General features: G+C 61.1%; 19 protein-coding genes and 3 tRNA genes. 14 read left to right on the forward strand and 8 right to left on the reverse strand.

What is annotated here, in order from left to right; translation table 11 throughout:
- Positions 1-154 precede the first annotated feature (154 nt).
- From pepN to H281_RS0120540, 5 genes are all read left to right on the forward strand, one after another.
- Positions 155-2860 (forward strand): aminopeptidase N, encoded by a 2706-nt coding sequence (gene pepN, locus H281_RS0120520; protein ID WP_020069038.1) that lies wholly within the window; start codon positions 155-157, stop codon positions 2858-2860.
- 201 nt (positions 2861-3061) lie between these two features.
- A complete protein-coding gene (locus H281_RS0120525) occupies positions 3062-3343 on the forward strand; it encodes a type II toxin-antitoxin system RelE/ParE family toxin (protein WP_020069039.1) in 282 nt (93 codons plus the stop codon).
- A gap of 16 nt (positions 3344-3359) precedes the next feature.
- Complete coding sequence (locus H281_RS0120530; protein WP_020069040.1) at positions 3360-3815, forward strand: HigA family addiction module antitoxin; 456 nt, start codon at positions 3360-3362, stop codon at positions 3813-3815.
- 131 nt (positions 3816-3946) lie between these two features.
- Positions 3947-4963, forward strand: a complete 1017-nt coding sequence (locus tag H281_RS0120535) for a class 1 fructose-bisphosphatase (protein ID WP_020069041.1) — start codon at positions 3947-3949, stop codon at positions 4961-4963.
- 54 nt (positions 4964-5017) lie between these two features.
- Positions 5018-5093, forward strand: a tRNA-Thr gene (locus tag H281_RS0120540).
- A gap of 93 nt (positions 5094-5186) precedes the next feature.
- Here H281_RS0120540 and H281_RS0120545 read toward each other — a convergent pair.
- The gene (locus H281_RS0120545) at positions 5187-5405 is read right to left on the reverse strand and encodes a hypothetical protein (RefSeq protein ID WP_020069042.1); all 219 of its coding nucleotides are present in this window, start codon (positions 5403-5405) and stop codon (positions 5187-5189) included.
- A 678-nt stretch (positions 5406-6083) separates the two neighbouring features.
- On the opposite strand from H281_RS0120545, the gene H281_RS36920 reads away from it, so the two are divergent.
- Together H281_RS36920 and H281_RS0120555 are read left to right on the forward strand one after the other, a co-directional pair.
- The gene (locus H281_RS36920) at positions 6084-6233 is read left to right on the forward strand and encodes a hypothetical protein (RefSeq protein ID WP_006050185.1); all 150 of its coding nucleotides are present in this window, start codon (positions 6084-6086) and stop codon (positions 6231-6233) included.
- Positions 6234-6511: 278 nt separating this feature from the next.
- Positions 6512-7108, forward strand: coding sequence for a chorismate mutase (locus H281_RS0120555; RefSeq protein WP_027804803.1), 597 nt, complete (start codon positions 6512-6514; stop codon positions 7106-7108).
- Positions 7109-7214: 106 nt separating this feature from the next.
- On the opposite strand, the gene H281_RS0120560 is transcribed toward H281_RS0120555, so the two are convergent.
- Complete coding sequence (locus tag H281_RS0120560) at positions 7215-8366, reverse strand: exonuclease domain-containing protein (protein WP_020069044.1); 1152 nt, start codon at positions 8364-8366, stop codon at positions 7215-7217.
- Positions 8367-8912: 546 nt separating this feature from the next.
- On the opposite strand from H281_RS0120560, the gene H281_RS34765 reads away from it, so the two are divergent.
- Together H281_RS34765 and H281_RS0120570 are read left to right on the forward strand one after the other, a co-directional pair.
- Complete coding sequence (locus H281_RS34765) at positions 8913-9161, forward strand: hypothetical protein (protein ID WP_033379632.1); 249 nt, start codon at positions 8913-8915, stop codon at positions 9159-9161.
- A 572-nt stretch (positions 9162-9733) separates the two neighbouring features.
- Complete coding sequence (locus H281_RS0120570) at positions 9734-10879, forward strand: porin (protein WP_020069046.1); 1146 nt, start codon at positions 9734-9736, stop codon at positions 10877-10879.
- A 99-nt stretch (positions 10880-10978) separates the two neighbouring features.
- Here the strand turns inward: H281_RS0120570 and greB are convergent, their stop codons facing one another.
- On the reverse strand, positions 10979-11548 hold the full coding sequence (gene greB / locus H281_RS0120575; RefSeq protein WP_020069047.1) for a transcription elongation factor GreB: 570 nt from the start codon (positions 11546-11548) through the stop codon (positions 10979-10981).
- A 120-nt stretch (positions 11549-11668) separates the two neighbouring features.
- Here greB and H281_RS0120580 point away from each other — a divergent pair.
- Positions 11669-11745 (forward strand) — tRNA-Arg (locus H281_RS0120580).
- 79 nt (positions 11746-11824) lie between these two features.
- Positions 11825-11901: transfer RNA gene (locus H281_RS0120585), tRNA-Arg, on the forward strand.
- 96 nt (positions 11902-11997) lie between these two features.
- Here H281_RS0120585 and H281_RS0120590 read toward each other — a convergent pair.
- The 5 genes from H281_RS0120590 to H281_RS0120610 all read right to left on the reverse strand — a co-directional run bounded on the left by H281_RS0120590 (position 11998) and on the right by H281_RS0120610 (position 16945).
- Positions 11998-12489 carry a phage protein NinX family protein gene (locus H281_RS0120590; RefSeq protein WP_020069048.1) on the reverse strand — a complete coding sequence of 164 codons (492 nt, stop codon included), beginning with the start codon at positions 12487-12489 and terminating at the stop codon, positions 11998-12000.
- A gap of 95 nt (positions 12490-12584) precedes the next feature.
- Complete coding sequence (locus tag H281_RS0120595; RefSeq protein WP_020069049.1) at positions 12585-14945, reverse strand: RelA/SpoT family protein; 2361 nt, start codon at positions 14943-14945, stop codon at positions 12585-12587.
- A gap of 111 nt (positions 14946-15056) precedes the next feature.
- Positions 15057-15260, reverse strand: coding sequence for a DNA-directed RNA polymerase subunit omega (rpoZ, locus tag H281_RS0120600; RefSeq protein WP_006025620.1), 204 nt, complete (start codon positions 15258-15260; stop codon positions 15057-15059).
- A 60-nt stretch (positions 15261-15320) separates the two neighbouring features.
- Positions 15321-16004 (reverse strand): guanylate kinase, encoded by a 684-nt coding sequence (gene gmk, locus H281_RS0120605; protein WP_020069050.1) that lies wholly within the window; start codon positions 16002-16004, stop codon positions 15321-15323.
- 17 nt (positions 16005-16021) lie between these two features.
- The gene (locus tag H281_RS0120610; protein ID WP_027776353.1) at positions 16022-16945 is read right to left on the reverse strand and encodes a YicC/YloC family endoribonuclease; all 924 of its coding nucleotides are present in this window, start codon (positions 16943-16945) and stop codon (positions 16022-16024) included.
- Between the two features lie 221 nt (positions 16946-17166).
- On the opposite strand from H281_RS0120610, the gene rph reads away from it, so the two are divergent.
- From rph to hemW, 3 genes are read left to right on the forward strand one after another with little or no spacing between them, the layout of a single operon-like run.
- Positions 17167-17907, forward strand: coding sequence for a ribonuclease PH (rph, locus tag H281_RS0120615; protein WP_020069052.1), 741 nt, complete (start codon positions 17167-17169; stop codon positions 17905-17907).
- The gene (gene rdgB, locus H281_RS0120620) at positions 17900-18547 is read left to right on the forward strand and encodes an RdgB/HAM1 family non-canonical purine NTP pyrophosphatase (protein ID WP_020069053.1); all 648 of its coding nucleotides are present in this window, start codon (positions 17900-17902) and stop codon (positions 18545-18547) included. Before rph ends, rdgB begins: the two co-directional genes overlap by 8 nt.
- Positions 18544-19773: a radical SAM family heme chaperone HemW gene (hemW, locus tag H281_RS0120625; protein WP_020069054.1), complete on the forward strand. Its 1230-nt coding sequence runs from the start codon at positions 18544-18546 to the stop codon at positions 19771-19773. The genes rdgB and hemW overlap by 4 nt, the downstream gene beginning before the upstream one ends.
- Positions 19774-19815 lie beyond the last annotated feature (42 nt).

Consider the following 19815-nt stretch of genomic DNA (forward strand, 5'->3'; position numbering starts at 1 on the left):
CTGGACGGCCGCTCGCGCGCCGGCCTTGCGGCGCGTTGGGAACGGTCGAAAGTTCGCTCCGCACGATTCGCCGAGGCTTTGTACAATGGCTCGACAAGCCCGGCTCACACGCCTTCGTGCGCCGGCCGCTCGAGTCCCATCACTACAGAACGCCATGGCCGATACCGCAACGCCCAATGTGATCCGCCGCGCCGATTATGCGCCGCCCGCTTTCCTGATCGACACCGTCGCACTCGAATTCGACCTGCTGCCGGAACGCACGGTCGTGAAGAACACAATGCGCGTGCGCCGCAATCCGGACGCGTCGCGCGCCGCGCATCTCGAGCTAATGGGCGAACAGCTTGAATTCGTCAGCGCTACGCTCGACGGCCAGCCGTTCGCCAACGCGCATGCGCACGAACACGGGCTGGTCCTCGACAACGTGCCGGAGAAGTTCGAGCTCACGCTCACGAGCATCTGCAATCCGGCCGCAAACACCACGCTCTCCGGCCTGTATGTTTCGAGTGGGAATTTCTTCACGCAGTGCGAGGCCGAAGGCTTTCGCCGCATCACGTACTTCCTCGACCGGCCGGACGTCATGGCCACTTACACGGTGACGCTGCGAGCCAGCAAGGCCGATTACCCCGTGCTGCTGTCCAACGGCAATCTGCTCGAAGAAGGCGATCTGCCGGACGGCCGCCATTTCGCGCGCTGGGAAGATCCGTTCAGAAAGCCGAGCTATCTGTTCGCACTTGTCGCCGGCAAGCTCGTTGCGCTGGAAGAGCGCGTCAAAACGGGTTCGGGCAAGGAGAAGCTGCTGCAGGTATGGGTCGAGCCGCACGATCTCGACAAGACGCGTCACGCAATGGATTCGCTGATTCACTCGATCCGCTGGGACGAGGAGCGCTTCGGGCTCGAACTGGATCTGGACCGCTTCATGATTGTCGCCGTGAGCGACTTCAACATGGGCGCGATGGAGAACAAGGGGCTCAACATCTTCAACACGAAGTATGTGCTGGCGAACCCCGAAACGGCGACCGACAGCGACTTCGCGAATATCGAGGCGGTGGTCGGCCACGAGTATTTTCACAACTGGACCGGCAATCGCGTGACGTGCCGCGACTGGTTCCAGTTGAGCCTCAAGGAAGGCCTGACAGTATTTCGCGATCAGGAATTCTCGGCCGACATGGCCGCCGGCGAGGCCGACGGCAGTGACGAAGCCGCGCGCGCCACCAAGCGCATCGAAGACGTGCGTGTGCTGCGCCAGATGCAGTTCGCCGAAGACGCCGGACCGATGGCCCACCCGGTGCGTCCCGAAAGCTACGTCGAGATCAATAACTTCTACACGATGACGGTCTACGAGAAAGGCTCCGAAGTCGTGCGGATGTATCAGACGCTGTTCGGCCGCGAAGGGTTTCGCAAAGGCATGGACCTGTATTTCAAGCGGCACGACGGCCAGGCCGTGACTTGCGACGACTTCCGTCACGCGCTCGCCGACGCGAACGGCCGCGACCTCGCGCAGTTCGAGCGCTGGTACAGCCAGGCGGGCACGCCGCGGGTGACGGTGCGCACGCGTTACGACGCGGCGCAGCAGCGCTACAGCGTAACGCTCACGCAAGGTTATGGCGACGCGGCACCGGCCGCACGCGAAACGCAAAAAGGCCCGCTGCTGATTCCGTTTGCGATCGGCCTGATCGGCAAAGACGGAAAAGACTTGCCGTTGCAACTGGAGAGCGAGCCGAAGGCTTCGGACTCGACCACTCGCGTGCTCGAATTCACGCAGACCGAACAGACCTTTACGTTCGTCAATGTGGCGCAGGAACCGTTGCCATCGCTGCTGCGGAATTTCTCGGCGCCGGTGATCGTCGAATACGATTACTCGGCGGATCAACTGGCGTTCCTCCTCGCGCACGACAGCGATCCGTTCAACCGCTGGGAAGCCGGTCAACGGCTCGCCACGCGCGAGTTGCTGACGCTAGCCGGACGGGCCGCGAGCGGCGAGCAGCTGCAGCTCGACGACTCGGTGGCGGCCGCGTTCGCACGCGTACTCACGGACGAGTCGCTCTCTCCAGCCTTCCGCGAACTTGCATTGATGCTGCCGTCCGAAGCGTATCTCGCCGAGCAGATGGCCGAATCCAATCCGGCGGCCGTGCATGCTGCGCGGCAGTTCGTACGCAAGCGCCTCGCCAATGCACTCAAGAACGACTGGCTCAAGATTTACGAGCAACATCGCACGCCCGGCCCGTACGAAGCCACGCCGGCGGCGGCAGGCCACCGTGCGTTGAAGAACCTGGCGTTGTCTTATCTCACGGAGCTCGACGATCCGTCGGAAACGGTGCGGCTCGCGTCCGCGCAGTACGATGCGGCGAACAACATGACGGACCGCGCGGCGGCGCTGTCCGCGTTGCTCAATGCATCGGCGGCAAACGGCGGCAGCGCCGAAGCGCAGCATGCGCTCGACGACTTCTACCGGCGCTTCGAGAAGGAGCCGCTTGTGATCGACAAGTGGTTCGCTTTGCAGGCCACGCAGCGCGGCAGCGCGCAGCGTCCGGTCATCGACGTCGTACGCAAGCTGATGACGCATCCGGCCTTCAATCTGAAAAATCCGAACCGCGCGCGCTCGTTGATTTTCAGCTTCTGCGCGGCCAACCCTGCGCAATTCCACGCCGAAGACGGATCGGGTTACGCGTTCTGGGCGGACCAGGTAATCGCACTCGACGCGATCAACCCGCAAGTGGCCGCCCGCCTCGCGCGGTCGCTCGAATTGTGGCGCCGCTTCACGCCGACGCTGCGCGAAGGCATGCGCGCGGCGCTGGAAAAAGTGGCGTCGCAGGTCAAATCGCGCGACGTGCGTGAGATTGTCGAGAAAGCGCTCGCATGACGCTCCGCTGACGCGGTCCTCCGTACGAAAAGCCGGCACACGTTGCCGGCTTTTTTTTCGCCCTTTGTTTAGCGACGACTTCGGGTCTCAGGCGCGCATCGACGTTAGCCGTCTGGCTGACTGGTCGGCCGCGTCCCGACGGGTGAAAGTAAACGCATCCATTTAACGGTTTACGTTTAACGCGATGCGTTATATCATCCCATGATCACGACATTTGGCGACAAGGCTACGGCGAGAATCTTTCAGGGCAAGTTCGTGCATACGTTGCCGCGTCATATCCAGGCGCTCGCGTACCGCAAGTTACTGATGATCGACGCTGCAGACTGCATCCACAGCTTGCACACGCCGCCCGGCAACCGGCTCGAAGCACTGCAAGGCCAGCGCAGCGGGCAATGGAGCATCCGGATCAACGCGCAGTGGCGCATCTGTTTCCACTTTATCGAAGGCGAGGCGCTGAATGTTGAGATTGTCGACTATCACTGATTATTGGGAGACCGGCATGGTCATCAAACGCTCCGATCTGGACAGTATCGATTTCTCCGACATCGACGCGGGGAACAGCATCGAGGACATCCATCCGGGTGAGATTCTGCGCAGCGAGTTTCTGGAACCGCTCGGCATGTCAGTCAACGCGCTTGCGCTCGCGTTGCGCGTACCGGCGCCGCGCATCAACGACGTGGTCCGCGGCAAGCGCGCGATTTCCGCCGACACTGCACTGCGCCTCGAGCGCTATTTCGGCGCGAGCGCGCAGTTCTGGCTCAACCTGCAAATCGCATACGACCTGCGCGTTGCCACGGCGGCAGCGGGCGAGCAGATCGAACGCGAGATAGAACCCATGCCTAAGGCGGACCGCCCGAAGCTGCCGAAGGTATCGGCGGAACACGCCCGGGCTGCGGCGCTCGCAGCAAGCGTGAGCGGCAACGCGACGGGCGGAAAGGCCCGGCGCAAAGGCTGAACGGCTCGCTCACGCAGCGCCGCTGGCACCGATCGGGCGCCATTGCATGCGCGCTCCGATGTCAAAAGCACAGAGCGGACACACCGAGCGGTTAAAATCGGGATATTCCTCAAGCCTCCTGGAGTACAGCAATGTCCTTGCAACGTCGTACCACTCTCACGAAGTACCTGATCGAGCAGCAGCGGGAAACCAATAACCTGCCGGCCGACCTGCGGCTTTTGATCGAAGTTGTCGCACGCGCATGCAAGGCGATCAGCTATCACGTTAGCAAAGGCGCATTGGGCGACGCACTCGGCACGGCGGGCAGCGAGAACGTCCAGGGTGAAGTACAGAAGAAGCTCGACATTCTGTCGAACGAAATCCTGCTCGAAGCCAACGAATGGGGCGGCAACCTGGCGGGCATGGCGTCGGAGGAAATGGAGCAGTTCTTCCCTATCCCCGCGAACTATCCGAAGGGCGAGTACCTGCTGGTGTTCGATCCGCTCGACGGCTCATCGAACATCGACGTGAACGTTTCTATCGGCACGATCTTTTCGGTGCTCCGCTGCCCAGATGGCCAGCAGCCCACCGAACAGTCGTTCCTGCAGCCAGGCACAGAACAGGTTGCTGCGGGTTATGCGGTGTACGGACCGCAAACCGTGCTGGTGCTGACCACCGGCAATGGCGTGAACTGCTTCACACTCGACCGTGAACTCGGTTCGTGGGTGCTCACGCAAAGCGACATGCGCATTCCTGTCGAAACGCGGGAGTACGCAATCAATGCGTCGAACGAACGTCACTGGTATCCGCCGGTTGAGCAGTACATCGGCGAACTCAAGCAGGGTAAAGACGGCCCGCGTCAAAGCGACTTCAATATGCGCTGGATCGCGTCGATGGTGGCAGACGTGCACCGTATCCTGAATCGTGGCGGCATCTTTATGTATCCGGCCGACAAGCGCACGCCGGAGAAGCCGGGCAAGCTGCGGCTCATGTACGAAGCGAACCCGATGGCGTTCATCGTCGAACAGGCGGGCGGCGCTGCAACCAACGGCGAAAAGCGCATCCTCGACATTCAGCCCAAGAGCTTGCATGAGCGCGTTGCGGTGTTCCTCGGATCGAAGAACGAAGTGGACCGCGTGACCCGCTACCATCTCGAAACAAAAAAGTGATTCGAGGGCTTGCCAAGCCAATAAAGAAGTCCCTATAATCTCGTTTCTCCTGATGCCGGAATAGCTCAGACGGTAGAGCAGCGCATTCGTAATGCGAAGGTCGGGGGTTCGATTCCTCTTTCCGGCACCATCAAGATTCAAGCAAAAAGCCCAGTCCTCGTGACTGGGCTTTTTGCTTTTCGTCGACCTTTTTTGCTTTTCGCCGACCTATCCTCCTCGCTTCCTAGCCCCGCAAGTCAGGTCTACCAAATTGCGCGACTGTTCCCAGGTTGCGCGCGACGATCGTGTCGCTCATCTGAATCTGAACGGCGTCTTTGCCTTCCGTGCGTTTAGCGTCGCCGTACGCAGCGACTGCTTCCTTCGGCGCTGACGGAAACCACGAGATGCGGCCATCGCATTCGATTCCGACCTGCCGTCCATTCCAGTACACACCGTTTTCCATGACGAACCCTCTGAAGGCGAAGACAACCATCTTCCGCGTTGGCTGGCCGGGATCAGTTGTCCACCGCACTGTGGCCGACCGAAACCAGCCACCTTCATCATAGGATTCGACGCTGATGCGGCGAGGCTCGTCACTCAAGCAGACGAAGTTTTGGCGCAAAGTGCGCGACGTCGATGCCGGCAAACACGACACGGCTAACGCACTCGCATGCGAGGAGAGCCTTATGGCGCATCGCGCTTTAAAATTTGGCGCCTCGTCAACGAGGTGACAAATAAATCGTTTACAAAGTAATCACCGCGGTTACGACAGAATAAATGTCCGATCGGCAATAAACGAACGTTCGCTTTTTACCGGGAAGATTATGCCGATATCGCAATGCACCAATTGATCACCAATCGGGGAATACCCGGCCCATACTGACGACTTATACCGCGAGGGTGCCGCTCACCTTCGCAACAGCCCGCCGGATAAGGCTCGCGAGAGAATTTTGAAACATTCGACGTCGAAACTGTACGCAAGACCACGAACGACGACACAAGCAAACCTATAAATTTCATCAGAAGCTCTGCTGAAATGGTGCGCTGTGCCGTTAAAGCAACAAAGATGGTGTGATGCTAATCGGACACTGGTGCGAAACGGGGCACGAGGCCGATAATCGGTTTGTAAAGGAGAACGATCATGGATGCCAAACCACCGAAGATCCCGACCCCGGACAAAGTCTTTAGCCCGGATCCGGAACCTGTCGGCGTCGAGTTTCTCGGGGCGGAATTGCCGGAGCATGTGCGCGCCTTCTTCGACGAACAACGCAAGTCTTGCGACGCAAAGTAAGTGTGCAGCGGCGCGACTCGGTAGCGGTCCTTGTGCTTATGGCACGAGGCGCGGTGCCGCGCGGCTCGCTGATTTCTTTGGATCACTCTCACCAGGCCGACTAGCGCTGACTGGCGTTGACGCTCGCACTCGAGCCTGCGACCGCCTCTGCTCGCGTGAACTGGCTGTTCTGCCGCGACCGGCAGCACCGCTTTGATGCCGGCGAAAACGCTTGGGCAATGAAGCATCGTCTATGCTTCAGCTTTTCCTTCCACAGCCGCCCGGCCATCGTCCACCTTATGAATCGCCTGTTTCGCTTCGCCGCGCCGTGCGCGCTCGCCCTTCTCGCATCACTCCTGGCTGCCCCTGGTTCTGCCCTCGCCGACGGCGACGATACCGCGCTCACGAATCTGATCGCGCTCGCGTCGCAGCGACTCGCCCTCGCGGAACCGGTCGCGCGCTGGAAGTGGGCTAATCACCAGGCAATCACCGATACGCCGCGCGAGCAGGCGTTGCTTGCTGATGTGGAGAAACGAGCGGCAGCCGCCAACGTCGATCCGGCGTTCGCGCGCGCGTTCTTCCAGGATCAGATCGACGCGAGCAAAGACGTGCAGAACGCGCTTTTTGCGAGCTGGCGCGCAACGCAGCCGCCGCAGGAGCCGGCTCCCGACCTCGCAACGAGCACGCGTCCACAACTGGATCGCTTGACGCAATCGCTCGTCGCCGGCCTTGCTCGCGTGCAACCGCTGCGCGCGGCACCGGATTGTCCGTCGCGCGTCGCGCAATCGCTGGCTAGCTGGAAGTCTATGACTCGCTACGATTCCGCGCGCTCAACTGCATTGAATCGTGCTCTTGCGCATGTATGCGAAAGCGGTGGCGTCGGCGCAACCGGCTGACGGTGCGGTAGACGCAAGAAGCGGGCGAAGGACGAACGTTGCGCGGCGAGGGATAACGAGGTCTCGCCTGGCCACGCGTAGCAGCCGCGCAATCAGGCGAGAGCGGTCAAACGACGCCTACGACGGGCGCGGCGGCCAGCACGCTGAGCGGCATGATCCGCAACCCGCGCGCAAGGTGGCTCTGAAGAATCTTGTAGGTCGACGCTTCGAAGCCGCCGGCCAGACTGGCCGCATGCAGTTCGGTCGCCTGCGCCAACGACGGCGCATGGCCGATGTAACACCATTGGTCGACGACATGGAAAGCGCGCGCCTGCGAAGCTTCTTCATGCTCCTCGAAAACGACGGGCCCCTGGAACGGCCACGGCGCGCCGGCAGGATCGCTCTTCGAAACGCGCGGCACACGGTTGTGCCCCGGCCGCAGCGTCGCGATCCACTGCGCCTCGGCGAGCATCGCACCCAACTCGCCGCCGGTGGCGCGCCACTCTACGCGCCTCACTTGCTGCGCAAGCCGTATATCTTTCGACGAACGTCGTTCGCCTGTCAGATGCGCACGAAGTCGCTGACGGACGCGCACGCTCCGCCCGACGTACAGCGGCAAGTCGTCGTCTCCATAGAATGCGTAGACGCCGCATCCCGCAGGCGCGGTCTCAAGCAGATCTTCGGTGATGTCGCCTGCCAACCGATAGCGCCGCGTCGTGCGCTCGATATGCGCGCGCAGAACGTCTAGCGGCACGAGGCCGTGAAGCCGCTGCCAGAACTGCCAGATCAGATCGGCGTCGGCAAGCGCGCGATGCCGGTCGGACGGCACCAGCGAGTGCCGCTCGACCAGCGCATCGAGCCCGTGGCGCTTTTCAGACGGGAACAGCGCGCGCGACAGGCGCACGGTGCACAGCACGTCCGGGTCGAAAGACAGGCCGGCACGGCGGAACTCGCCGCGCAGAAACCCTCGGTCGAAGCTGGCGTTATGCGCGATGAACAGTTTGCCGTTGAGTCGGGCGAACAGTTCGGGCGCGATGGCGTCGAACGTCGGCGCGCCGCGCACCATCGCGTTCGTGATGCCGGTGAGCTGCTGGATGAACGACGGGATCGGTTGCTGCGGATCGACGAGGCTGCTCCAGCGCGAGACGCCGGCCGGCCCTACTTCGACGACGCCGACTTCGGTAATACGGTGCTCGTTAGTCGAGCCGCCGGTGGTTTCCAGATCGACAAAGACGATGGGATCGCTGAGGGCCGGTTCGGACAAAAACTGTTCGGACATGAAAGGAATGCTTGGACGCGTGACTTTGCGCCAAGTATGCACTAGTTAGCGGCCGGTGACCTGTAGGCATGGGCAGTGCCTTGTCCGTCCTTCGTCGGCAATGGGTTTCCGGGAGTCGGCGGCAGCCTCATCTCGCAACGCGGCGGGGGCTTGAAAAGTACGCGCGTTATATCGACCGTGGGTAATTGAGTCGCAGGTTTTAGTAAGGCATTTGGAAATTCTTTTTCTTGTGCGCTTAACAAATTGTTCATCGGATGGATTTCGCGCCCTTATTTGATAGGTCCAATGAAACTCCGGCGATATGCACTTTTTTCTGCGATGCGATAGATCGGCGTTCATATCTACCGTGTAATCGCATCGCTCCACGCGCTTACGTCAATATTACTCAGACCGAATAACGATTGAATAAAAAGAAAGAAGTATTTTCCGACCGCCAGTGCCTGTAACGCTCTGCAACGTTGATAAGTGTTTCTCCGACTTGTTCGCGGACCGACGCAATCGGATCATGAAACCAGCGTTTGCGGTAATGCGCATCAGGAGGTTGCCATGCAGTTCAGTGAAATCCGCCGAATCCTTTCTAATCTGATTCCTCATCTGGAACGATCGCCGGCCGCCTCACCTCTCCCGCCTGAGCCAAGTCAGCCATCGGCGTTGGAATTCGATCCGATGTGGCACGGCGACCACTGGCAGAACCTGCTGTCCTCCCCAATGGACGCCCGACGCTACGTCATGGAAGATTGGAGCGCGACCACAGCGGATGAGTGGAGTGCGGACCGCGCCGCATCTGCGCACTGATCATCGCCCGGCGCCATAACGCCAACTCGCCGCCGACTCGCGGCCGACTCGCGGCCGACTCGCCGATTAGCGGACGAAAAAAAAAGCGCGACTGGGAAGTCGCGCCGACAAAGGTTTGGAGATCTTTTTCGTCAACGAAAAAGTCCGCTTCGGAAAGCAGAACTTTCAGTATAGCGTTTAATCCCAATCCGATTATTCACACAAAATACAATCGTCTGTTGCTAGAACGACAACAATAAGTTGACGGCTGGATTTCGTTGTTTTTTCGCATCGAATTACCGTCGCGATTTCGCAACGCCACTTCGCATTCATCAGTTCGGATACTTGCTGGCATGCCCGCAGCCATTGACCAGCAAGGCTTTGGCGGAATTCTTTCATCGTTTCGAATCAGGTAATTCTTTATTGCGAGAATCGAAACGTCCATTGAATCAACGCTCTCTCTACACTTTGCGTAACCGGAAATCAGCGCTCTACCTTCAAGCGCACCTTGACACGGATACGCCTCTCGCAGCGCCCGCGTGAAGGTTTCCGAAGCACGATTCACCGCTCACTCTCGCTTTCGGAGTAACAAAATGAAAAAGACTCTCATGGTCGCGGCCCTGACGGGCGTTTTTGCAACTGCGGCGCACGCTCAAAGCAGCGTCACGCTGTACGGCTTGATCGACGCCGGCATTACGTACACCAACAACCAGCACGGCCACAGCAACTGGCAACAGACGAGCGGTTCGGTGAACGGCAGCCGTTGGGGCTTGCGCGGTGCGGAAGACCTTGGTGGCGGCCTGAAGGCGATCTTCACGTTGGAAAACGGCTTCGGCATCAATGACGGCTCGCTGAAACAAGGCGGTCGCGAATTCGGCCGTCAGGCATTCGTTGGCCTGTCGAGCACCCAGTTCGGCGCCGTCACGCTTGGCCGTCAATACGACAGCATGGTTGACTACGTTGGCCCGCTGGCGCTGACCGGTACGCAATACGGCGGCACGCAGTTCGCCCACCCGTTCGACAACGACAACCTGAACAACTCGTTCCGTATCAACAACTCGGTCAAATACACGAGCGCGAACTACGGCGGCTTCAAGTTCGGCGGCCTGTATGGCTTCTCGAACCAGGCTGACGGCTTCGCAAACAACCGCGCCTACAGCGCGGGCGCGTCGTACAACTGGGGCGGCCTGAACGTCGGCGCAGCATATTTGCAACTGAACAGCAACGGCGCGAACGGCGCGGCTGCGGCGTTCAACTCCGGCGGTGCCGTGTCTAGCGACAATACGTTCTTCGCTCGCCGTCAGCAGACGTGGGGCGCAGGCGCCAGCTACGCGTTTGGTCCGGCAACCGTCGGCCTCGTCTATTCGCAGACGAACCTGTCGGGTCTCGTCGGCATCGGCGCAGGTGCATCGGGTCAACCCGGCGGCATCGGCCTGCCGAACAACAGCGCGCACTTCCAGAACTACGAAGCAAACGCTCGTTACGCTCTGACGCCGGCTGTCAGCATTGCCGGTTCGTACACGTACACGCGCGCGAGCCTCGCGGGCACCCGTCCGCACTGGAATCAGTTCAATCTGCAAACGGCGTACGCACTGTCCAAGCGCACGGACGTTTATCTGCAGGGTGAATACCAGCAGGTCAACGAAGGCGCGATCGTTGGTGCAGACATCAACGGCCTGGGTGCTTCGAGCAACAACAAGCAGGTTGCGGTCACGGCAGGTCTGCGTCACCGCTTCTAACGCGGCGGGCAGGACCCGCAGCATGGAAGGCGCCGTTCGCGGCGCCTTTTTTATTGCCTGAAGACGCTCCGTGCGGACAAATCGGCACGAGGTGACAGACTAGATGTCGCTCTTTGCAGGCGGATATTTGACGTCGAGAATGTCGATTGGCTGCGGACCGGCCGGCGTGTACAACGTCACGGTGTCGCCGACCTTCGCCTTCAGCAACGCCCGTGCGATCGGCGAGATCCAGCTCACGTGTCCGATATCGAGATCGACCTCGTCGATGCCGACAATCGTCACGGTGTGCTCTTGACCGTCCTCTGTCGCATATTCGACAGTCGCCCCGAAAAAAACCTGATCGACGTTCTCCTGCTTGCTGCTGTCGACAACCTCGGCGAGGTCCAGACGCTTGGTCAGAAAGCGGATGCGCCGATCTATCTCGCGCAGGCGGCGCTTGCCGTAGATGTAATCGCCGTTCTCGGAGCGGTCGCCATTCGACGCAGCCCATGACACGAGCTTCACGACCTCTGGCCGGTCGACGTCGATCAAATGCAGCAGTTCATCGCGCATGCGGTGGTAACCGGCAGGCGTGATGTAGTTTTTGGTTCCGGCGGGGATTTCCGGCTGGGCGACGTCGAGATCGTCGTCATTATCGTCGCTCGACTCTTTGACAAAGGCCTTGTTCATGATGATCCATAAGCTGCAGCAAACGGCTGCTCCACTAGGGTACACGATCATGGCAATGAGACAAATCGCAGTTACACGCTTCCCTTTTTTGAAACCTTTGCTATAATCTCGTTTCTGCGTGCGGCTGTAGCTCAGTTGGATAGAGTACTTGGCTACGAACCAAGGGGTCGTGGGTTCGAATCCTGCCAGCCGCACCACTTATTCGAGGGCCTCCCTCTGGGGAGGCCCTTATGTTTTACCCAGTTTTTGTGAAGTAGTGCACCACCTGTTTCGCGTGCGGCTGTAGCTCAGTTGGATAGAGTACTTGGCTACGAACCAAGGGGTCGTGGGTTCGAATCCTGCCAGCCGCACCACCTCTAAAGGGCCTTCCAGTTGGAAGGCCCTTTGTCTTTCCGGCGCGTTTCTGCATCAACCGCTCGCACGACAGCATGATGATCGCCGCGTCGCCGTCATGGCCGCGGCGGAGACTGAATATCGCCGATGTGCCCGTCCGGGCTCGGAACCTCTTCAAAAGTATCGCCTGCTGTCGCTTCGGCTATGCGCCGAGCCGTGTTGTCGACCAGCATCTGCGACTCGTGCAGCATTTCGCCCACGCTATCGCCGAACCGGCTTTCCACGAACGCCCGCAGCAACGCCACGCGCAACGAGTCGCCACGCCCCTCCACCTCACCGCGGCCGCCTTCGAATTCCGCCACGCAGTGCGCAGGGCTTTCCCCGCTACGCTCGCGCATTTCGAGCCGACGCGCGCGCTCCATCACTGCCGCAGCGGCGTCCCATGAGGTGGTCGGTGTGAAACGGCCATCCCACGGACGGCCACGATCGTTCCCGCGGATGGCGACGGTCTCGCCGCTGTCGGTGAAGTGAATTTCTCGCACGAAATCGTGCAGGCTGCGGGCCACCCAATAATCCAGCGCGATGCCTTCGAGGTCAGCTACTTTCATCAGCGTTCTCCCTGAGTTTTCAGGTGAGACTCGCTAGCGGCGCCGGCGTTCCGGCAGAAAGAAGCAGCGCCTCTCCGCCCGATGGGCGGCAGAGGTCAGTAATCGGCCCGCTCGCGGTCGATTCGCATGCCGCCGTCATGCCGGTGATGCCCGTCGTCGCTCGGCCGCTCACGCGCGATGCGCATTACGTCGAGATTTGTACGCACGCGGCGCATGACGTTGGCCAGATGAACGCGATCGCTGACCTGAATCACGAAGCGCAAGATCGTGGATTCCTGCGACAGGTCTTCGTCCATCGCGATATGCACGATGTTCGCGTCTGCAGAAGTAATGTCTGCGGCCACGCGGGCGAATACGCCCTTCGTGTTCTTGACCAGCACCTTGATTGCGACGTCGAACAGACGCCCCGGTTGCGGCGCCCACGCCACGTCGATCCAGCGGCCGGGATCGCGCCGGTGGATTCGCTGCGCAACGCGGCAGTCGGTAGTGTGGATGGCCATGCCGAGGCCAATGCCGATATAGCCCATGATGTCGTCGCCCGGAATCGGACGGCAGCATGCGGACAGTTGCACCGACATGCCCTCGGTGCCGGTGATCACGACCGGCGGCGCATGCGGCGTGGAACCGGACTCGGAGCGCGAACCGTCGTCGTCGGCATCGCGGCCGCTCATCAACACTTCGATACGCTTTGCCATGACCGCCGCGACACGCCGGCCGAGACCGATGTCCGCGAAAATTTCCTGGCCATTTTTGTTGCCCGTCCACTGCACGAGCTTTTCCCAAGCTTCGGGCGTCACGTCCGACAGCGCCAGGCCGTAGCCCTTCAAAGCCTGATCGACGAGACGCTCGCCAAGCTGAACCGATTCGTTCAGCCGCATCGTCTTCAGATAATGGCGGATCGCGGAACGGGCCTTGCCGGTGCGCACGAAACCCAGCCACGCCGGATTTGGCTTCGAATACGGCGCCGTGATGACTTCGACGATATCGCCGCTCTTCAACTCGGTGCGCAGCGGCAGCAATTCGTTATTGATCTTGACCGCGACGCACTGGTTGCCCAGGTCGCTGTGGATCGAATACGCGAAGTCGAGCGCCGTGGCGCCGCGCGGCAGCGCCATAATCTTCGACTTCGGCGTAAAGACGTAGACCGCGTCCGGGAACAAGTCGATCTTTACGTGCTCGAGGAATTCGCTCGAGTCGCCGGCTTCGCTCTGAATGTCCAGCAGCGACTTCAGCCACTGATGCGCGCGCTTTTGCACATCGTTCAGATCCGCACTGCCGTTCTTGTACAGCCAGTGCGCCGCCACGCCGGCTTCGGCGATCTCGTGCATCTTGCGAGTACGCACCTGGAACTCGATCGGCGCGCCGAACGGACCGACGAGCGTAGTGTGCAACGACTGATAGCCGTTGACCTTCGGGATCGCGATGTAGTCTTTGAACTTGCCCGGCACCGGCTTGTAGAGCGCATGCAATGCGCCGATGCAGGTGTAGCACTCGAGCGCGCTGTCCACCACCACACGAAAGCCGTACACGTCCAGCACCTGCGAGAACGACAATTGCTTGTCGCGCATCTTCTTGTAGATGCTGAAAATGGTTTTCTCGCGACCGGTCACTTCCGCGTCGATCTTCGCGTCGGCGATTGCGCGCTGCACCGATTCCAGAATCTTGCCAACCACTTCCCGCCGGTTGCCGCGCGCCGCCTTTACGGCTTTCTCGAGCGTGGCATACCTATGCGGATTGAAGTTCGCGAAGCTCAGGTCTTGTAGCTCGCGATACGTATTGTTCAAGCCGAGCCGGTGCGCAATCGGCGCGTAGATGTCCAGCGTTTCGCGCGCCACGCGACGACGCTTTTCGGGCGGCACCGCGCCGAGCGTGCGCATGTTGTGCAGCCGGTCGGCCAGCTTTACGAGGATTACGCGGACGTCGCGCGCCATGGCGAGCAGCATCTTGCGGAAGTTTTCCGCCTGCGCTTCCTCGCGATTGCGAAACTCCATCTTGTCGAGCTTCGACAAACCGTCGACCAGTTCCGCGACCTTCGCGCCGAAACGCTCCGCGAGCTCGGCCTTGGTCACGCCCTGGTCTTCCATCACGTCATGGAGCAACGCGGCCATGATTGCCTGGCCGTCGAGATTCCAGCCGGCGCAGATTTCCGCAACGGCAACCGGGTGCGTGATGTAGGGCTCGCCGCTCTGGCGATACTGGCCGAGGTGGGCTTCGTCGCTGAAATGGAAGGCCGCCTTGACGTCTTTGATCTCTTCCGGCTGCAAATAGCCGGACAACGCGGACGTCAGCTTGGCAATCGATACGACGTCATGCCGGCGCGGCTGCTCCGGCGTGGCGGTCGGCCCGAACAGATGGCGAAACGACTGTTCGAGGACCGCGTCGATGTACTTGCGTGCAGACGAGGGCGAGTCGGCGTCATGCTCCGCTTCCGTGGCGGTGGGCGGGGTAGTACTCATGGTCGCCTCCGTAGCGGTTGAGAGTTGACGCCGGTCTGCACGTTGATGCAATCAGGTGACGCAAAAACTATGGCAAAGATGCTTGCCAACCGAAAACAGAAACAGTGCGCCTTAGACCGGCACCTTCTTCAGCATTTCGACGCCGACCTGGCCGGCCGCGATTTCGCGCAGCGCGACGACCGTGGGCTTGTCACGGCTTTCGATTTTCGGCGTGTGGCCTTGAGCGAGCTGACGCGCGCGATACGTTGCAGCGAGCGCGAGTTCGAAACGATTCGGGATCTGTTTGAGACAGTCTTCGACGGTAATGCGGGCCATGTTGAGTTCCTTCTCAGTATGTTGCTTATTCTACCTTATGTGCTCGAATCGCCGCCGCGCTCAGGGGTGCGGAAGGTGAATGCCGAGCTGCACGAAAAGCTGCGTATGACGCGCGTATTGCGAGGCGAAGCGCGAACGCGTGGCAGCCACGAGACACTGCAGTTCGCCGAGCGCGCGATCGAAGTTCTCGTTGATCACCACATACTCGGCTTCGGCCGCGTGCGCCATCTCGCTGCCTGCAGCGAGAAGCCGGCGCGTAATCACATTCGGCTCGTCCTGGCCGCGCTTTTTCAGACGCTCTTCGAGCGCTTCGAGCGATGGCGGCAGGATAAAAATTTCGACCGCGTTGTGAAACTGCTTCTTCACCTGTTGCGCGCCCTGCCAGTCGATTTCGAGCAGCACGTCATGGCCGCTCTTCATCTGCTCCTCGATCCACACGCGCGAAGTGCCGTAGTAGTTGCCGTGCACTTCGGCGCTTTCCAGAAACTCGCCCTCGTCGTGACGCCGCATGAAATCGTCGACGGACGTGAAGTGATAATGCTCGCCGTCCTGCTCTTTCGGGCGCGGCGGGCGCGTCGTGTACGAGATCGAGAGACGAATCGCGTCGTCGCCGGCAAGCAGCGCGTTCACGAGCGTCGACTTGCCGGCGCCCGACGGCGCGACGACCATGAACAGGTTGCCCGGATACGCTCCGGCATACGGGTTGCGCGGTGCGCCGCTTTCGCGTGTGTGGTGATCGGTCATGTTGTGATGCTCCAGCCTTATTCCAGATTCTGTACCTGCTCGCGCATCTGTTCGATGAGCAGCTTCAAGGTCATCGACGAATCCGCCAGTTCCTTCGCCGCCGCCTTCGAGCCGAGCGTGTTCGCTTCGCGATTGAGTTCCTGCATCATGAAGTCGAGCCGCTTGCCGACCTTGCCGCCCTTCTGGATCACGTGACGCGTTTCGTTCAGGTGAGCCGTGAGCCGCGACAGTTCTTCGGCGATGTCGATGCGGATACCGTACATCGTCACTTCCTGGCGAATCCGCTCGTTGATCTCTTCCCGCGACACGGTGGTCGCCGCCGTTTCGGGCGCGGCAATGCCGAGCGCTTCCTGCAGTCGCTCGACGATCTTCTGCTGATGCTTTGTGATCAGTTCCGGCACGAGCGGCGTGATCTTCGTGACGATCGCTTCCATCTCGGTGACGTTGGCGAGCAGCATCGTGGCCAGTTGTGCGCCTTCGCGGGCGCGCACGTCGATCAGATCGGTAATGGCCTGTTTGCCGCATGCAAGCACTGCGTCGCGCAGCACGTCCGGCGCCACGCCCGTCTCGGCGAGCACGCCGGGCCAGCGCAGAATTTCGCCCGAGCGCAGACGGCCCGCTTCCGGAAACGTCGCCAGCACGGTGCGCTCCAGCAACGCAAGCTGCGTCAGCGCGTCATGATTGATCGAACCGGCGTTTGCCGTCTGTTCGCTACGCTGCAGATTGATACGAATATCCACCTTGCCGCGCGACAGCTTGTTCATCAGCATTTCGCGCAGTGTGGGTTCGCACACGCGCACGTCCTCGGGCATACGGAAGTTCAGGTCGAGAAAGCGCGAGTTCACCGTGCGCAGTTCGACCGACACGCTTACGCCGCCCGTGCCGGAGGCCGCGACGAGTTCGCGTGTCGCGCTCGCATAGCCAGTCATGCTGTAGATCATCGTATTTCTCGCGATGGTGGCCATGCGTGAGACGCTGGCCGAAGAGTCGAATCGCCCGGCGTGTACGAGACGCGAGGCGGGGAAACGGCATTATCCCATTTTTGGCGATGGGACCCCTTGGAGAGCCCCGGCCGACGCGGCGCGCCGACGGGGCGCATCCCTGCGCGGATCGGCTGTAAAATCGTGCTTTCCCCTCCCGCTTCCTTCCCGACCCAATCGACATGACCGACACCACTCAACGCCCTAGCGGCCGTCTCGCCAATCAGCTGCGCGACGTGCGCATCACGCGCCACTATACGAAGCACGCGGAGGGTTCGGTGCTGGTCGAATTCGGCGACACCAAGGTGATCTGCACGGCGAGCATCGCTGAGACCGTGCCGTCGTTCCTGCGCGATCGCGGCCAGGGCTGGCTCACCGCCGAATACGGCATGTTGCCGCGCGCCACGCATACGCGCAGCGACCGCGAGGCTGCGCGCGGCAAGCAGACCGGGCGCACCCAGGAAATCCAGCGTCTGATCGGCCGCGCGCTGCGCTCGGTGTTCGATCTGGAGAAGCTCGGCGCGCGCACGCTGCATATCGACTGCGACGTGATCCAGGCCGACGGCGGCACACGCACCGCGAGCATCACCGGCGCTTTTGTCGCCGCGCATGACGCGGTGAACAAACTGCTGGCTGCGGGGCGCATCGAGAGTTCGCCGATCACCGACTACGTCGCGGCGATTTCAGTCGGCGTGTACGACGGCGTGCCGGTGCTCGATCTCGATTACGACGAAGACTCGCAATGCGACACCGACATGAACGTGGTCATGACGGGCGCGGGTGGCTTCGTCGAAATTCAGGGCACCGCAGAAGGCGTGCCTTTTTCGCGCGATGAAATGAACGCGCTGATGGATCTCGCGAGCGACGGCATCGCCACGCTGATCGCGAAACAGAAAGAAGCATTGGAGTATCGAGGTGAGTGAAGTTCGTGAAGGCAATGGCGCGTCTCTGTCGGGATCGCCGTTGAACAAGGTCGTGCTGGCGTCGAATAACGCCGGCAAGCTGCGCGAGTTCGCCGCGCTGCTCGGCGCGGCCGGCATCGAGTTGATTGCGCAGGGCGAACTGGGTGTGCCGGAAGCGGAAGAACCGCATCCCACTTTCGTCGAAAACGCGCTGACCAAGGCACGGCATGCGGCGAAGCTCACCGGGCTGCCCGCCCTCGCCGACGACTCCGGTCTGTGTGTGCGCGCGCTGCGCGGCGCACCGGGCGTCTATTCGGCGCGTTACGCGCAACTGGCCGGCGGCGAGAAGAGCGACGCGGCAAACAACGCGCGGCTCGTCTCCGCGCTACAAGGCGAGAGCGATCGCCGCGCGTACTACTACTGCGTGCTGGCACTGGTGCGTCACGCCGACGATCCCGAGCCGCTGATCGCCGAAGGCCGCTGGCATGGCGAGATTCTCGATGCGCCGCGCGGCGCGAACGGCTTCGGTTATGACCCGTACTTCTTTTTGCCGTCGCTCAACGCAAGCGCCGCGGAGCTCGAGCCGGCGCTGAAAAACGCCAGCAGTCATCGCGCGATTGCGTTGCGCCAACTGCTTGCGCGTTTGACGGAGGAAGCGTGATTCCGATCAAGCCGACTCCCGCCGATGTCGGAAACGGCGTGATCAAGGCATTCACGTCGCCGGGCAGCATCCGTCTGACGTCGCTGCCGCCGCTCTCGTTGTACGTGCATTTTCCGTGGTGCGTGCGCAAGTGTCCGTACTGCGATTTCAACTCGCATGAATGGAAAGGCGATAGCTTCCCCGAGAACGAGTATCTCGACGCATTGCGTGCCGACCTGGAGATGGCGTTGCCGCTCGTGTGGGGACGGCAGGTGCATACGGTGTTCATCGGCGGCGGCACGCCGAGCTTGCTGTCAGCGGCCGGACTCGACCGCATGCTGTCGGACGTGCGAGCGCTCTTGCCACTCGACGCCGATGCGGAGATCACTCTCGAGGCCAATCCCGGCACGTTCGAGGCCGCGAAGTTCGCGCAGTTTCGCGCGAGCGGCGTGAACCGGCTGTCGGTGGGCATACAGAGTTTCAACGAGGCGCATCTGAAGGCGCTCGGCCGGATTCACAATTCGACGCAAGCGCGCCATGCGGTGGAAGTGGCCGCCACTACGTTCGACAATTTCAATCTGGACCTGATGTTCGCGCTCCCGCAGCAGACGCTCGCCGAGTGTCAGGCCGATGTCGAGACTGCGTTGTCGTTCGCGCCGCCGCACCTCTCGCTGTATCACCTGACGCTCGAGCCGAACACGCTGTTTGCGAAATTCCCGCCTGCGCTGCCGGACGACGACGCGTCCGCCGACATGCACGACTGGATTCACGAGCGCACGTCGGCGGCGGGATATGAGCGCTACGAAGTGTCCGCGTATGCCAGGCCGCATCGGCAAAGCAAGCACAACCTGAACTACTGGCGTTTCGGCGACTACCTTGGCATTGGCGCCGGCGCGCACACGAAGCTGTCGTTTCCGAATCGTGTGTTGCGTCAGGCGCGCTACAAGCATCCGACCGCGTTCATCGAGCACGCCAAGGCCGGAGCGGCGGTGCAGGAAGAACACGAAGTCGGACCGCGCGACCTGCCGTTCGAGTTCATGCTGAATGCGCTGCGACTGGTGGAAGGCTTTCCGGTGCATCGGTTCATCGAACGCACGGGTTTGTCGATGACCTCTATCGAGCCGGCTTTGCAGGAGGCGGAACGCCGCAAACTGATTACGCGAGACCACGAAAAGATTGCGCCTACGCCGCTTGGACAAGCGTTCCTCAACGATCTACAGGCGTTGTTTCTGAAAGATCCGCAGTGAATGCGGATCAAGAGAGCGCCGCAGCGAGGTTTTTTCAGGTTA

It is taken from the genome of Paraburkholderia caledonica (genome assembly GCF_000383275.1).
In the GTDB taxonomy this organism is placed as follows: Bacteria; Pseudomonadota; Gammaproteobacteria; order Burkholderiales; family Burkholderiaceae; genus Paraburkholderia; species Paraburkholderia caledonica.